Genomic DNA, 13477 nt, shown 5'->3' with positions numbered 1-13477 from the left:
TCAGCCACAGATAAGCTGACTGATACACCGCCATCGGGGGCAAGCCCCCTCCCACATTGTTAACTGCATTTCAGGGTTATTGCGCGCCGCCCATTGCACCGGCTTTGGACATCACGAAGCTGATGAACTGCTCGTCGGCCAAACCGCTGACCGGCTGACAGAGACTTTTGCCAGGCACAAAACAAACTGTGGGAGGGGGCTTGCCCCCGATTACGGTGGGTCAGCCACAGATAAGTTGACTGACACTCCGCCATCGGGGGCAAGCCCCCTCCCACATTGTTAACTGCATTTCAGGGTTACTGCGCGCCGCCCATGGCACCGGCTTTGGACATCACGAAGCTGATGAACTGCTCGACGGTCATCTTCTGGCCGTTGAAGGTCACTTCGTTGTTGGCGTAATGCAGCTTGGATACCACGTCGGTGCCCACCAGGGTTGCCAGTTGAGTGCCCACGGCCACGCCGCTGACCATCTCGGCCGCCATTTGCGATTGCTGTTCGATGGCTTTAGGGTCAGTCACGCCGCCGACCTGGGCTTGCAGCGCGGCCACGTCGCTGATCATCGGTTTGGACAGGGTGAGATTGGCGTCCAGCAGCGCAATCATCTGCTTGCCCAGCTCAACCGGTGGCAGTTCCATGGAGGCCGGCTTGGCCAGGTCCAGGACAAGGTTGAACTTGCTCTCGCCATGGGTGGTTTTCAGCGACAGGTTTTCCACCGCCACTTGCGGCTTGGCGGCCAGTACCTGGTTGACGTTGGCTTCGGCCAGGGTCTGTTCGGCTTCGGTCAGTTGCAGCTCGGGCGCGGGTTGACCGGCAGCGGCGGCGGCTTGCACCGGCTGCATCTTGTCCTGGTAGAGCTTGGTCAGCACCAGCATTGCCGGGATGTCGACGTTTTTCATGCTGACGGCCATGGCGGCCGAGCCCACGGGCTTACCCTGGTAACCGATCTCGTCGATCTTGTAGTCGACGCGGCCGGCCAGGTTGTTGTCCTTGGTCTCGCTGGAATCTTTCTGCTCGAAGCCCTTGAGGGTCAGCACCGACTTCTGCGGGCCGAAGGTGACCTTGGTGTCGGTCAGTTCAATGGTGTTCTGGCCGGTGTAGAAACCGAACGTGGATTTGGCCAGGTTGCTGGCAACGGTCAGGCCGGCCAGTTCAGCTGCGAACGCGTCGCCATTGGCATCGACGGCCGCGACCTTGAGGCTGTTCATGTAGCCGTCGGCCTTGACCTTCTGGCCTTCGGCGCTGCTGTCGAATTCCAGGTTGGCGCCGGAGAAGCTCACCGAGGACTTGTCGTCCTTGAATTCCAGGGGCAGCAGTTCGACGTTGCCGTTGACCGAACGGCTGTAGCCGATATTGGCCACGCCTTTGAGCGGCGACACGTCTTTGGCGGCGGCGAACCATTGTTCAGTGGTGGCGTTCTTTTCCAGTTCGTAGTGACTGGTGGCCATCACCGGCAGCCATTTCAGGGTGACCAGGCGCGAGAACGGCAGCGGGCCGTGTTCGATATGGTCGACGAACAGCAGCTCGGGGTTGGGGTTTTGCTCGCCGAACACACGGCCCTGGCCTTTGAGGCGGTAATGGGCGGTGCTGCTGAACACGCCACGGTCCAGGGAGACCAGCTCCAGGGACACGCTACCGTCCACGCCGGCCATGGAGGTCTGCAGTTCCTTGTTGGCGTTCTGGATCGCGGTTTGCAGGACCGGCTCCAGTTGTTTACCGGTGTACCAGGCACCGCCTGCACTGACGACGCCAACGGCGACAACGAAACCCAAAAGAACGACTGCTGGCTTATTCATGAAGTGACCTGATCAAATCCTGTGAGAAGTGGGCTGTCTTCCTTGAACCCCGGAGGGGTCCTTGTAGGAGCGAGCTTGCTCGCGAAGAACTCATAGGCACCGCGTTTATTCAGAATGCACGCGTTATCGTTGAGGTTTTTCGCGAGCAAGCCCGCTCCTACAGTAGTGGCCCGTGTGGCCGAAAGGCTGGGGAAGATTAGCACTGGCGGGCGCAAACGGCCCAGCCTTTCAGAGGGATCAGTTCATCAGGAGTTCAGGAGTACTCCAGCTCTATTTCATCCAACTGGTGATCAAAACTCTTCAGGCGCGCCGTCCAGGTGTAGACCAACACCTCGAACTCACGGTGTATCACCGCGTTGCCGGGGGTGTCGGTCTTGGGGTCGCAGAAATCCAGCTGATAGCGCTCGCGGGCCATCTGCGTGGCGACATCGGACAATTCCCGCGCGTTATTCAGCCAATGCCTGCCGTCAGCGACCTGTCGATCCAGCACGACGCATTGCGTCTTCAGCACTTCGAGGCTTTTTTCCAGGGGCGTGCCGGTGAGGTCGCCCATGACTTCCTGGAATGTGCGACCGGGTTGCCAGTAGCTGCCCCAGAAATAGCGGTCAAACACGGTTTCGACACGGCGCAGGGCCACCTTGGTGTCCCAGATTGCGACGCGGGTCTTGCCTTGTTCCAGCAACTTTCGCTTCACCCGTTGGTTTTGATAGGAGGCCCAGGCCACCACGCCGATGGACAAGGTGCCGATCACCAGGCAGGCGCTGTCGAGAAAGACCATGGCCTTGTCGAGTTGGTGGGCGAGCATGACGCCGTAGAAATACGCGGCCGATAACAGCACCAGTGCCAAGAGCACGCACCAGAAAGCGGGAGCATAAGGGTTTTTCATTATTGGAATCCCCATGAGCAAACGCGAGCAGTGTCGAGTGAGGCTTCACGACGCCTCACCTGACAAAGCATAGCTATCACCTCACGGTTTGCCGGGTTTTATCCCTTGCGTTCGTCCGCTTTCCCAGCCGCCGCCCAGCGCCAGGAACAGGTCGATCTGGCTCATCGCAACCTGGGTGTTGGCCGCCGCCAATTGCGCGCGCATGGCGGTGTAGGTGCGGGTCGCCTGCAGATCGGCGAGAAACGACTCGCGCCCGGCCTGGAAGAAGCGGTGGGTCTGGTCCGCCGCCTCGCGCGCCGAACGCTCGGCGTCGGCCAGCGCTTCACGGCGCTGCAGCATCGCGGTGTACTGCGCCAGGCCGGTCTGGGTTTCGCGGATAGCGTTGAGTACCACCCCATCGAAATGCGCCAGGGCGCCCTGGGTCGCGGCTTCGGCTTCGTGAATGCGCGCGCGGGCGCCGTTGGTTGGCACTGTCCAGCTGATCATCGGGCCAAAGCCCCAGCGATTGGTCGCAGGCTGGCCGAGGTTGTCGAGCAGGCCCACCGTGCCCACCGTGGCGCCGATGGCGATGTCCGGGTACAAGGCGCCGGTGGCCACGCCGATGCGCGCGGTCGCAGCGGCCAGTTGGCGTTCGGCCTGGCGCACATCCGGGCGGCGCTTGAGCAACGTCGCACCGTCGCCCACCGGCAACAGCTGGGCGATGTGCGGCAACTCGGCGCAACTGCCGGTGCCGGCCGGCAATTGATCGAGGGGCTTGGCCAGCAGCATCGACAGACGGAACAACCCGGCCTGACGCGCCGCTTCGTAGCGCGGCATATCGGCGCGCAGGGATTTGTATTGGGTTTGCGAGCGCGTGACCTGGGTTTCATCGCCACGGCCGGCGTCGCGCAGGCGTTGCGTGAGCTTGGTGCTTTGGGCTTGCAGGTCGAGGGACTCGTTGGCGATGGCCAGCTCTTCGTTGGCGGCGCAGACCTGGGTGTAGGCGCGCACCACATCGGCCACCAGGGTAATGCGCGCGATATCGGCGGCCGCCTGGGCCGCATCGGCGTTGGCCTGGGCGCTTTCGATGCCGCGCTGCAAGGTGCCGAACAGGTCGAATTGATACGAGGTGGTGATGCCCACGCTGCCGATGTTGCCCACCGGCACTTTGTCCGCCAGCAGGAAGGCTTCGCCGGACTCCTGCAAACGCTGCGCTTCAGCCTTGGCCCCGGCACTCCAGCCGCCGGCGGATTCGGCCTGCTGGGTCTGGTAGCGCGCGCGTTGCAAGTTGGCCGCGGCCACGCGCAGGTCGGTGTTGGAGGCCATGGCCTGGCGCACCAGTTCATCCAGGCGCGGGTCTTTGTACAGCTTCCACCAGTCCGTCGGCACGGGCGCCGACACCACGTTATTGCCCTCGCCGGCGATGGCACCTTGCAGGTCGTCACGGTTGACGGCAGCCGCGTCCGGCAACTTGTAGTCCGGGCCTACCGCCTGGCAGGCCGACAGCAACACCCCCAGCGCAGCGGTGGCCAGCAGTTGCTTCATGGCGCGTCTCCGGCGTTGGCCTTGTCGTCGATGATCGACACGGTCGCGGTACGCCCGGCGATCATGCGAAAGTCCGCCGGCACGTCATCAAAGGCGATACGCACCGGAATCCGCTGGGCCAGGCGTACCCAACTGAATGCCGGGTTGACGTTGGGCAGCAGGTTGGAACCGCTGCTGCGGTCGCGGTCCTCGATACCGGCGACGATACTCTGCACATGCCCATGCAGGCGGGCGTTGTCGCCGATCACGCGGATATCCACGCCCATGCCGACGCGGATGCCGTCCAGTTTGGTTTCTTCGAAATAGCCGTCGATATGGAAGGAGTTGCTGTCCACCACCGACAGCACCGGGCGGCCGGCGGTGACGAATTCCTGGGCACGCGGCGCGCGGTCGTTGACGTAGCCGTCCACCGGGCTGCGGATCACCGAGCGGTCAAGATTGAGCTGGGCCGAATCCACCGTCACCTGCGCCTCGGCCAGGGCCGATTGGGCACGGGCCACGCGGGACTGGCTTTCTTCCAGTTGCTCGCTGGGCACCAGGTTGCCCAGGCCACGGTTACGCTTGTACTCGCGCTGGGCCTGGGCCAGGGTTTCCTGGCGGTCGGCCACGGCGGCCCGGGCCTGGCGCAGGGCCAGCTTGAAACGGTCCTGGTCGACGGCGAACAGCACCTGGCCTTTGCTCACCAACTGGTTGTCGTGCACATCGACACGCTGAATCAGTCCGGACACGTCCGGGGCGATCTGCACGATGTCGGCGCGGATGTGGCCGTCACGGGTCCAGGGCGCAAACATGTAGTACATGACCATGCGCCACACCACGACGACCGCGAAGCTCACGATCAACAGCGTCAGGACGACACGGCCGATAGTCAAAAAAGGTTTTTTCATGTCATCAGATATCGACTGAGTGAGTCCACCGCGCCCAGCAACAGCGCGTACAGCCCCACATTGAACAATGCCCGGTGCCAGACCAGGCGATAGAAGTGCATGCGCGTCAACAGCCCGTGCAGCACCAGAAACAACACATAGGTAATGCCCATCAGCACCAGCAGCGTGGGCAGGAAGACGCCGCTGATATCCAGGTCACCGATCATAGGGGCGCTCCATCCGGTAACGGCGCTTCGATTTCCGTGCCGCCAATGAACTCCACACCAGGCAACAGCGCCAGGCGCAGGCCGGCCAGGGCATGCAGCAGGTGCAGGCGCGTGTCATCGGCGTCTTGCAGGCCCTGGCCGTTGAGGGCGCGGCGCGTGCGGTCCAGGGTCATCAGCAGACCGCTGGGCGCGGGCAAGCGTTCACCGGCCTTGAGGCAGGCCTTGAAATAACCGCCGACGCCTTCCACCACCTGGTTGAGCAGCACGCGCGGCACGCCGAGGATGCGCGGCGAGTAGGCGAGCAGATCGAGCAGGTTCAGCGCCACGCGCAAGTCGCGCAGGGCGGTGCCGGTGTCCTGGCCCGTGAGGCCCAGGCGCGGCAGGTGCTGCATCAGGCGGTCGAGCATTTGCGCGGCCATGTGCCGATGTTCGGCCAGGGTGGCGGGCTCGGTGAGGCTGACGATGTCGCGCCAGCTGAAACGGGTCAGGCGCTTGGCCGCCAGTTCGGCGCCGAAGGGCCGTGCGATCAGGGTCCATACAAAGGCAAACAGCAGGCCCACGGGCCCGGCCAGATTGACGTTGGCGAAGTTGAGGAAATCCGCGTCATAGGCGCCCTGGATGCTGATGAACGACGAGGTGTTGACCAGCGTCAGCAGCATGCCCAGGTAGAACCGTGGCTGCACGGTGAGGGTGCCGATGCAGATGAACGGCACGGCGAACGCCAGCACCAGCATGGGGAAATCGTGCAGGTTGGGCAGCACCAGGAACAGATACAGGCTGGCGAACAGCACCGACATGGCGGTCCAGAAAAAGAACCGATAGATCTGCGGCGCGGGGTCGTCCATCGAGGCGAAAAAGCTGCACGCCACCGCCGCCAGGATCACCGCACTGCCGCCGTCGGTCCAGCCCAGCAAAATCCACAACACCGAGGCGACGATGATCGCGGTGACGGTGGAAAACGCCGAGTAGAACATCAGGCCACGATCCAGGAATGGCGTGAGCCGGCCCAGGCGCCAGTGGCGGTAGACGGCGCGCCAGGTGTCCTGGCTTTCGCACTGAATGGCGGCTTGCAGGCTGCGGCAGTCCTGCCACAGGTCGACCCACTCGCCGAGACGGTAGAGGGCGTTGGAGAACAGCAGGGTGTGGCGGTCGTCCAGCGCTGCGCCCTGGGGTTGCGCGGCGTCGATCTTGTCACGCAACGCGCGCCAGCGCTCCAGTGGCGCGGTTTCGGTGGTGCTTTGCAGCCAGGCGTTGGCGGCTTGCAGCAACGGCGTGAGCCGATCGAGAAATTGCGGCGCGCGATGTTCAATGGCGTACACCGCATCGTCCAGGGCATCGATCACCGGCAACAGGTGAATCATGCGCCCGCGCAATTCCTTGGTGTTGCGCACCGTCTGCGGCCGCGCGCCTTCGTGGGGCAACTGGCCGATCATCAACTCGAGGGTGTTGAACGTGGCGACCATGCCGCCGCGCAGGCCGCTGATGGCTTCAGGCTCCACATCGCGGGTGAGAAAGCGCTGGCTGTAGACCTGGGCGTCGCTGAACCACTTGGCAACCGAGCCATCGAACACCGGCATCAGGCGACGCGGCCAGAACATCGCACCCACCACGGCCGCCACGGCGATGCCGAGGAAGATTTCCTCGGTACGCGCCTCGGCCACATCCCACACCGCCAGGGGGTTGTCCACCACCGGCAGGGCAATCAGCGGCAAGGTGTAGCCGGCCAGCATCAGGGCGTAGCTGTTGGCCGTGCGCAGATGCAGGGAAAGGAACAGCAAGGTGCCCGTCCACAGGGCGATCACCACCACCAGAATATAGGGTGACTGCACGAACATCGGCACAAAGAACACCGCCGCCGCCGCGCCCATCAAGGTGCCGATTGCACGGTACAACGCTTTGGAACTGGTGGGGCCGACAAACGGGCTGGAGACGATATACACCGTAGCCATCGCCCAATACGGACGCGGCATTTGCATGAGCATGGCGATGTACAGCGCGATCATCGACGCGGCGAAGGTACGCACCCCGTAGAACCAGTCGCGAGCAGGCGGAAAACCGGTAAAGAATCCGTTCAAGGCGCTACCGCCTCGGCCGCCTCGAAGGCGCGCAGCACGCGCAGCGCGGCTTCCAGATCGGTGGCGGCGATGTCTACCAGGACTTCCTTGCGCAGGCGCACCAGTTGCGCTTCCACCGCCTGCACCAGCTCACGGCCGCGCTCGGTGAGGCTCAAGGCCTTGGCGCGACGGTCATGGATGTCTTCGGTGCGGCACACATAACCGTCGCTGCACAGCCGGTCGAGCAGGCGCACCAGCGACGGGCTTTCCATGCCTGAAGCCTGGGCCACTTTGACCTGATGCACACCGTCGCCCAGGCGGCCGATCATCAACAGCGGCACGGCGCAGGCTTCAGAGATGCCATAGCTCACCAGCGTGGCCTGGCAGATCTTGCGCCAGTTACGGGCGCCCACCACCATGCTGCTGCTGAGGTTCATCTGGAGTTGTTCGAGGGATTGGGACACTGAATAGTTCGCATACAGTTAGTTTGCTAACTATTAATATGGTGGAAGCGTCCGAATGCGTCAAGTTTTGAAACAATTTGGCGGATGGGTGGTGGCGGCAATTCAGCAGAACCCCTGCGGGAGCGGGCTTGCCCGCTCCCCACATTTTTGATCAGGGTACGGCGCCCCAGACATTGTCCGTGTCCAGGCTATAAGCCTGCTCATAAACCCCATCAGGAAAAACCACCTCGAAACTGTTGATGTTGGCGGCGATATCCACCACAGCGCCCAGTTCAATTTCGTCGCACGCGGCGATCCAGTACTTGGGCGCGTTGTTCTCGAGTTTGAATGAGGCGGTCAGGTTCGGCCCGGTCGGTGTGAGGAAGGCATCTCTGCCGTCGATGGAGATGCCCACCACGAATCCTTTCTCCTGCACGGATGTGTCGCTGTGGATGACCATCGAGCCCGTCGGGCTGCCTGCAACAGGTTTGCTGAAGACGGGGGTGTGGTGCAATTCGGAAAACGTGACGGTGTTGTGCTCCTTCAAATCGCCAGGCATCTGACCCTCGGCGCTGAATTTGACTCCGCCTGAGAGCACTTCGTGCGCTTGCCACACGAACCCGTATTCAATCGTCCAGTTGAGGCTGACTTCAGCACCCGATGCCACGTTGAAGGGGGTGACGTACCACACCAGCGAAACGGTAGCGTGGTGCTGTTCGGGTAACGTCGGGTAGATATAAAACGTCCACGGCCTGGAGGATTTGTTGTGCAGTGTCAGCGTGTAGGACGTTGTCATGCGGGTCTTTCCCCTGTGCCATTGAGCGTGCGTATGGGCCAGTATCTACAGCTATCGCAGCACCGCGACCATTACAGCGCCTTACACGACATTACAGGCCGCGGTGTGCCGTTGCCAGGCAGATGCGGTGAGTGGATCGGTCAGCCGTTGAGAAAAAATAGCGCTCCAGGCCGGTGCAGATGGTCTGGGCCACATCCTGCTGCAACGCGATGCAGGGCTTGGTGTGACGGTCCAGCTGTTCGGACCAGGCGATCGAGCCGGTCGCGGCATTGATCAGACGGACCGAAACGCGCATCAGCGCCCCCTCGATACGCACGCTGCCCTCCAGCAGGTGGCTGGCGAAGGGCGCTTGGCTCTGTTCGTCACTGGGCTTTGCAAAAGAATAGGTGACGACCTGGTTGCCAAATTCCTTGAACAGTTGGCAGCTCAACTCCTCGTTCAATCCCGGCGCGAACAGCGTACAGGCGAAATCGTCAGTGAGATTCTTCAGGGGTTGAACGGCAAGGAGGTGGCGTGTTTGTGCGCGTGCCATAGCGTCATCGGCGCGTCGAATCAATGGCATGTAGCTTCCGATCGGGATGGAAATGACCACACTGCCGCCGCCGGCGTCCCTGGAATAATAGGTTTTGAGCTTCTCCCGCAGGCGGCCGGCCTGCACGCGCACGATCGGGTCGTCTCCCGTGCTGTAAAAGGCCGGGTCGCGGTCGAAAACATCAATGCCGATCCCATATTCGGTGGTGTCCTGGAGCGTGTCGCTCAAATACCGTTCGACCAGGAAGCGCAGCAGGCGGCTCAGTCGGGGGGCCTTGCAGAACAAGGGGTTGGCCAGCACCTGTAGCAGCGTAGCGCGGATTTCTGCCTTGTCCGGCGGCGCACCCAGCGTGGTCGAAGGCGGTGTCGGCATGGCATCCGGGAGCACGGGGCGTTTTCTCGCGGTGCGGGAGCTGAAACCAGTGACGTTCTCCCGAAAGGCAGCCACAGGGTATTCGCTGGAATCGAGTAAGTCTGACATGGGTCTTACCTTCTGCATGTCTTCCGTTCGTGAACTTGTCCCTGTTAAATCGGACACCCAGTTTTTGTGTAAATGATGTCTGCAATCTAAGCACAAACTCCCTGGGCCGGCGGTCTTTCGGAGATACATTAGGGCAAAATGCCACCACCCATAAGTATTGTTACGGTAACGCCGGGTCAACTGTTACGTGGTGATACTTATTGCATGGCCGTGGCTGCCACTAGATTGCACGCTGGAACCGCAATCCGTATCCACGCCTGGGATGTCTTATGGAAAATGCAGCGGTAGCACACTGGGAAACTCCCAAGGGTGCGCTCAGTTTTGCCAGTGAATGTGAGACGAGTGCGGGCGTGTTGCTCGCGGTCAGGGTGCGCATCAGCCGGATCGATCATCCAAAGCAAGGTGATGTCATCGTCATTGAGTTCGATGCCGACGAGGCTGCGGGCGTGTCGATGCCTTTCAACATCCGCTTTGCTGGCGGTTACCTGGCCTATGGCAAGCTGCATTTGAAGCGCGAAGCGGGCACCGAAGGCGATGCGGCCGTTCTGCGGGCGGAGGTGACACAGGGGGCCGAGGATGCAGCCGGCAAGACCAGCCATGTCGAGTTGGCGCGCTTTGCGGTAAACCGCCCCCAACCATCACCCGAACCGGAACCAGGGCCAGGGCCAGAACCAGAACCCAAACCACCCAGGCCGACGCCCGAGCCGATCAGGCCGCATGCGCTTGATAGTGCTCTCTTCCCCTATTTGTACATCCGCCAATGGCCGCTTATCAGTGCGGCCCAGAAACAACTGCGTTTCCTCACGTACGTGGTGCCGAAAAACGTGCCGGCCCAGAGTTTTTACGCCCAGTTTTCGGCCTGCTCCAATCGAATCGAGATGGACAGCCTGGCCCTGGGCTTTATTCATGGCGTAACGCCGTATGAGAACCAGTTTGTAACGCAGGCGGATCTCTGCACCGGCACTTATGCGCAGTTATCGCGCCTCAAGGAAACGGTGCTCACGTCGGATTACGATCCCTATACCGTCAGCACCTGGATCTCGGCCAACATGGCCTCTGGCGGGAGCCTGCCGCCCGCTTATGCCGCGGATGTGGAACGCCTCTGGGAAAGTTATTTCGCCCTGGTCGTCGCGCCGTGGAGCGAGCCAGGGTTGCTGCCGCACCTGTGCGGGTCGCTGGTCATGTCCCATCTGCTGGATTATGTCTACGCGCCGCCGCCCGGTACGCCGCCGCTCACGTCAGCGGCACTGCATGCGTTGATGCAGGCGTCGATCACTTTGCCCGAAGGTTTTTTTGCGCCACCGCCCATCAGCGACCCGCCTGTGCAGGCGTCGCCATCGGCCAAGGACCTGCCGCAAAGCGTAGGCGGCTGGATTGAGCCGTGCTCCATCGGCGACTTGCAAATGGTGCGTCAGCGCCTGCTGCGCTATGTGCCCGGCGAAATCGCCGCCATCGAAAACCTGATGCGCGGCGAACGCAAAGACATCAGCCGACGGCGCACCCGGCGCCAACTGGATGTCAGCCTGTCGCAGACACTGGATGAGCAGGTGTCGGACGACAGTGCGGTCGACACCCGCGATGATTTGCATGCCGAAACCATCCGCACCATCGCCGAAAAAACCACCAATAAAACCTATACCAACCTGACCACCAGCTACGGGCCGCCGACGTTGGCCATCGTCAACGGCGGGCCGGTAACGACCACCGTGCAGCAGGGTCCGAACAGCGATGACGAGACCCGTTTTGCCCGTGAAGTGCTGAACAAGACGGTCAACCGCATCAGCCGCAGCGTGGGCAACCTGCGTGGCAGCAGCGTGATGCATGAAACGGCCGAGACCATCACAAGCACCATCGACAACAGCGCCGGCGCCGGCAGTCGCATTTACGTGCTGCGCTGGGTCAATAAGGTCTATGAAGCGCGCGTGGTCAACTACGGGCGTCGGCTGATGGTCGAGTTTGTGCTGAGCGCGCCGGCCGCAGCGTATTTTCGCGAGGTGACGCCGGGCGAACGCGTGGCTTTCGGCCCGCCACGGTCACTTGAGGAACAGGGGATCGATAGCTTCAAGCGGATCACGCCCGAGAACTACGCGCGCCTGGCCGCTGAATATCGCAGCACTGCCATCAGCCCGCCGCCGGAAGCCCGGCGCGATGTCTCGGCGTTACTGGGGGAAGGCGAGTCGACACTGGTTGCCGTGCCGCCTGGATATCAGCCGCAAATTGCCACGGCCCGGGCCTTGGCCGCGCCCGGGGTGACCTGGCCTTTGGTCATGGTTGGGATCAAGACCCTGGAAAGCCCCTACACGCCGGTGGTCATACCGTTCGGCTCTGGCCATAGCCTGGTTATCGCAGTAGGCACCGCGCAGACGGTCGCCTCGCCGCAGGCTGAGAAACCGGTAGTACCAATACCAATACCGGTGCCGGTGCCGGTGCCGGTGCCAGATCCAGCACCTGCGCCCATACCAACACCAACACCAACACCAACACCTGCGCCCGCCCCAGTACGGGTGAATGTCATCGTCAAATGTGTGCCCACGACCAGCGCCATGGATGAATGGCGTATCAAGACCTACAACGCTCTGCTTGAGGCCAGGCAGGCGCTGTGCGCGCGCAGCGACGGCCTTGATCTGCCGGCCGCTCGGGAGCGCTCGGCCCTGGCGGCACGTCGGGTCGAACGACGGGCGCTGCGCCGCGGTTGCCTGGACGTGCTGCAGCGACGTTGCGCCGAGTTGACCGGCGACCTGGACCCGTCTGCGCCGACGTTCGCGGGCGGCACCCTGGCGGGGCCGGGACGCGTGCAATTTATCGACGATCTGTTCGAATGGGATGAGATGAACATTCAGTTCTATCGCCAGGAGGACGGCGCGCATTATCCGTTGGCAGTCGACGATGACGGCGAGGCACTGTCGCCATTGGCGGCCTTCCAGGCTGCCGATCTGGCCCGGGTGCTGGTGCCGGCCCGGCCGAGCAAGGCCTTGTCTGTGCTCTACCTGCTGTCTTCCGGACAGCTTTGGCGGGCGGGCGATGACAGCGTACCGGTCGAAGCCCACGACGTGGCCACCGTCAACGCGCTGAAGTCGAGCGAGACAGCACGCGACGGCGCTCAGTGCGTCGGCCAACCCTGGGAGATCCTGGTGCCCACGGCGATGCAAGTGATCGACGGCGTTTCCCTGGAGGGCATTCTATGAGCCGGCGTCACGGCGCGTGGCCGATGGGCCTGGCGTCGGACGGCAGTTTGCCGGTCGGGGCGGTGACCGCCTTCGCGGGGCCGGTGGGCACCCCGGTGCCGAATACCGCCAAACCTGCGGACGTGACGGCGGACAGCAACCTGTTCCCGATTGAGGCATGGGGCTGGATGTTATGCGATGGGCGCGAGCTTGAAGTCAGCGTGTACGAGGAGCTGCACGCCATGCTGGGTTACCTGTACGGCGGCAGCGGCGCGACCTTTCATATCCCCGATTACCGTGGCACGTTCCTGCGCGGCAACGATTGTGGCGCCCTTAAGGACCCGGACACCGCGATACGCACCGACCCCACCGGCAGCGCCAAGGTCAAGGCGGGGATCGGCTCGCGCCAGACTGCCGCGATGCTGACTCACGAACACACCTATCAAACCGTGCCTGTGGCCGTGCAGATCGTCGAAGCCGGCTCGGCAGACAGCGCCACGCCTGGGCAGTCGGTGACATCGGCACCGACGGACGCCCAAGGCAATGTGTTGAGCGCCGGTGTCAGCCAGTTTGAGACACGCCCCAGCAACGTTGCAGTCAACTATTTGATCAAGTTCACCAGCGGCGCTGGCTCCCCCTGGGCACAGTTGTGGCTGTGAGCGGCACCGACAGCGTTTTCCCCTTTCATTCGATACTTGGCATTCTGAACGGC

11 protein-coding genes are annotated in these 13477 nt (G+C 62.6%); 2 read left to right on the top strand and 9 right to left on the bottom strand.

All coding sequences use genetic code 11. From position 1 onward, the window contains the following. Positions 1–296: 296 nt before the first annotated feature. From BFP89_RS17150 to BFP89_RS17110, 9 genes are all read right to left on the bottom strand, one after another. Complete coding sequence (locus BFP89_RS17150; RefSeq protein ID WP_065886635.1) at positions 297–1793, bottom strand: YdgA family protein; 1497 nt, start codon at positions 1791–1793, stop codon at positions 297–299. A gap of 253 nt (positions 1794–2046) precedes the next feature. Beyond that, positions 2047–2679 carry an NADH:ubiquinone oxidoreductase subunit N gene (locus BFP89_RS17145; RefSeq protein WP_065886634.1) on the bottom strand — a complete coding sequence of 211 codons (633 nt, stop codon included), beginning with the start codon at positions 2677–2679 and terminating at the stop codon, positions 2047–2049. An 81-nt stretch (positions 2680–2760) separates the two neighbouring features. Further along, positions 2761–4203, bottom strand: a complete 1443-nt coding sequence (locus BFP89_RS17140) for an efflux transporter outer membrane subunit (protein WP_065886633.1) — start codon at positions 4201–4203, stop codon at positions 2761–2763. Then, the gene (locus BFP89_RS17135) at positions 4200–5090 is read right to left on the bottom strand and encodes an efflux RND transporter periplasmic adaptor subunit (protein WP_065886632.1); all 891 of its coding nucleotides are present in this window, start codon (positions 5088–5090) and stop codon (positions 4200–4202) included. Before BFP89_RS17135 ends, BFP89_RS17140 begins: the two co-directional genes overlap by 4 nt. Next, positions 5087–5296, bottom strand: a complete 210-nt coding sequence (locus tag BFP89_RS17130) for a DUF1656 domain-containing protein (protein ID WP_065886631.1) — start codon at positions 5294–5296, stop codon at positions 5087–5089. Before BFP89_RS17130 ends, BFP89_RS17135 begins: the two co-directional genes overlap by 4 nt. Further along, positions 5293–7371 (bottom strand): FUSC family protein, encoded by a 2079-nt coding sequence (locus BFP89_RS17125; protein WP_065886630.1) that lies wholly within the window; start codon positions 7369–7371, stop codon positions 5293–5295. The genes BFP89_RS17130 and BFP89_RS17125 overlap by 4 nt, the downstream gene beginning before the upstream one ends. Next, the gene (locus tag BFP89_RS17120) at positions 7368–7787 is read right to left on the bottom strand and encodes a MarR family winged helix-turn-helix transcriptional regulator (RefSeq protein ID WP_065886629.1); all 420 of its coding nucleotides are present in this window, start codon (positions 7785–7787) and stop codon (positions 7368–7370) included. The genes BFP89_RS17125 and BFP89_RS17120 overlap by 4 nt, the downstream gene beginning before the upstream one ends. Before the next feature lie 178 nt (positions 7788–7965). Then, complete coding sequence (locus tag BFP89_RS17115) at positions 7966–8589, bottom strand: hypothetical protein (protein WP_065886628.1); 624 nt, start codon at positions 8587–8589, stop codon at positions 7966–7968. A gap of 91 nt (positions 8590–8680) precedes the next feature. Then, positions 8681–9601: a hypothetical protein gene (locus BFP89_RS17110; protein WP_141689102.1), complete on the bottom strand. Its 921-nt coding sequence runs from the start codon at positions 9599–9601 to the stop codon at positions 8681–8683. A gap of 350 nt (positions 9602–9951) precedes the next feature. Here BFP89_RS17110 and BFP89_RS28965 point away from each other — a divergent pair, with 350 nt between their 5' ends. Further along, a complete protein-coding gene (locus BFP89_RS28965; RefSeq protein WP_176718425.1) occupies positions 9952–12786 on the top strand; it encodes a hypothetical protein in 2835 nt (944 codons plus the stop codon). Beyond that, on the top strand, positions 12783–13424 hold the full coding sequence (locus BFP89_RS17100) for a phage tail protein (protein WP_218061319.1): 642 nt from the start codon (positions 12783–12785) through the stop codon (positions 13422–13424). Before BFP89_RS28965 ends, BFP89_RS17100 begins: the two co-directional genes overlap by 4 nt. Positions 13425–13477: the final 53 nt, after the last annotated feature.

Source organism: Pseudomonas sp. 31 R 17 (assembly GCF_900004915.1).
GTDB classification, from domain to species: Bacteria; Pseudomonadota; Gammaproteobacteria; order Pseudomonadales; family Pseudomonadaceae; genus Aquipseudomonas; species Aquipseudomonas orientalis_A.
This window is presented reverse-complemented; position numbering and strand designations above follow the sequence as displayed.

What these genes read in the sequence shown, in the direction of transcription:
- BFP89_RS17150 (WP_065886635.1), bottom strand. Translation starts at nt 1,793, where the DNA reads ATGAATAAGCCAGCAGTCGTTCTTTTGGGTTTCGTTGTCGCCGTTGGC.
- BFP89_RS17145 (WP_065886634.1), bottom strand. Translation starts at nt 2,679, where the DNA reads ATGAAAAACCCTTATGCTCCCGCTTTCTGGTGCGTGCTCTTGGCACTG.
- BFP89_RS17140 (WP_065886633.1), bottom strand. Translation starts at nt 4,203, where the DNA reads ATGAAGCAACTGCTGGCCACCGCTGCGCTGGGGGTGTTGCTGTCGGCC.
- BFP89_RS17135 (WP_065886632.1), bottom strand. Translation starts at nt 5,090, where the DNA reads ATGAAAAAACCTTTTTTGACTATCGGCCGTGTCGTCCTGACGCTGTTG.
- BFP89_RS17130 (WP_065886631.1), bottom strand. Translation starts at nt 5,296, where the DNA reads ATGATCGGTGACCTGGATATCAGCGGCGTCTTCCTGCCCACGCTGCTG.
- BFP89_RS17120 (WP_065886629.1), bottom strand. Translation starts at nt 7,787, where the DNA reads ATGAACCTCAGCAGCAGCATGGTGGTGGGCGCCCGTAACTGGCGCAAG.
- BFP89_RS17115 (WP_065886628.1), bottom strand. Translation starts at nt 8,589, where the DNA reads ATGACAACGTCCTACACGCTGACACTGCACAACAAATCCTCCAGGCCG.
- BFP89_RS17110 (WP_141689102.1), bottom strand. Translation starts at nt 9,601, where the DNA reads ATGTCAGACTTACTCGATTCCAGCGAATACCCTGTGGCTGCCTTTCGG.
- BFP89_RS17100 (WP_218061319.1), top strand. Translation starts at nt 12,783, where the DNA reads ATGAGCCGGCGTCACGGCGCGTGGCCGATGGGCCTGGCGTCGGACGGC.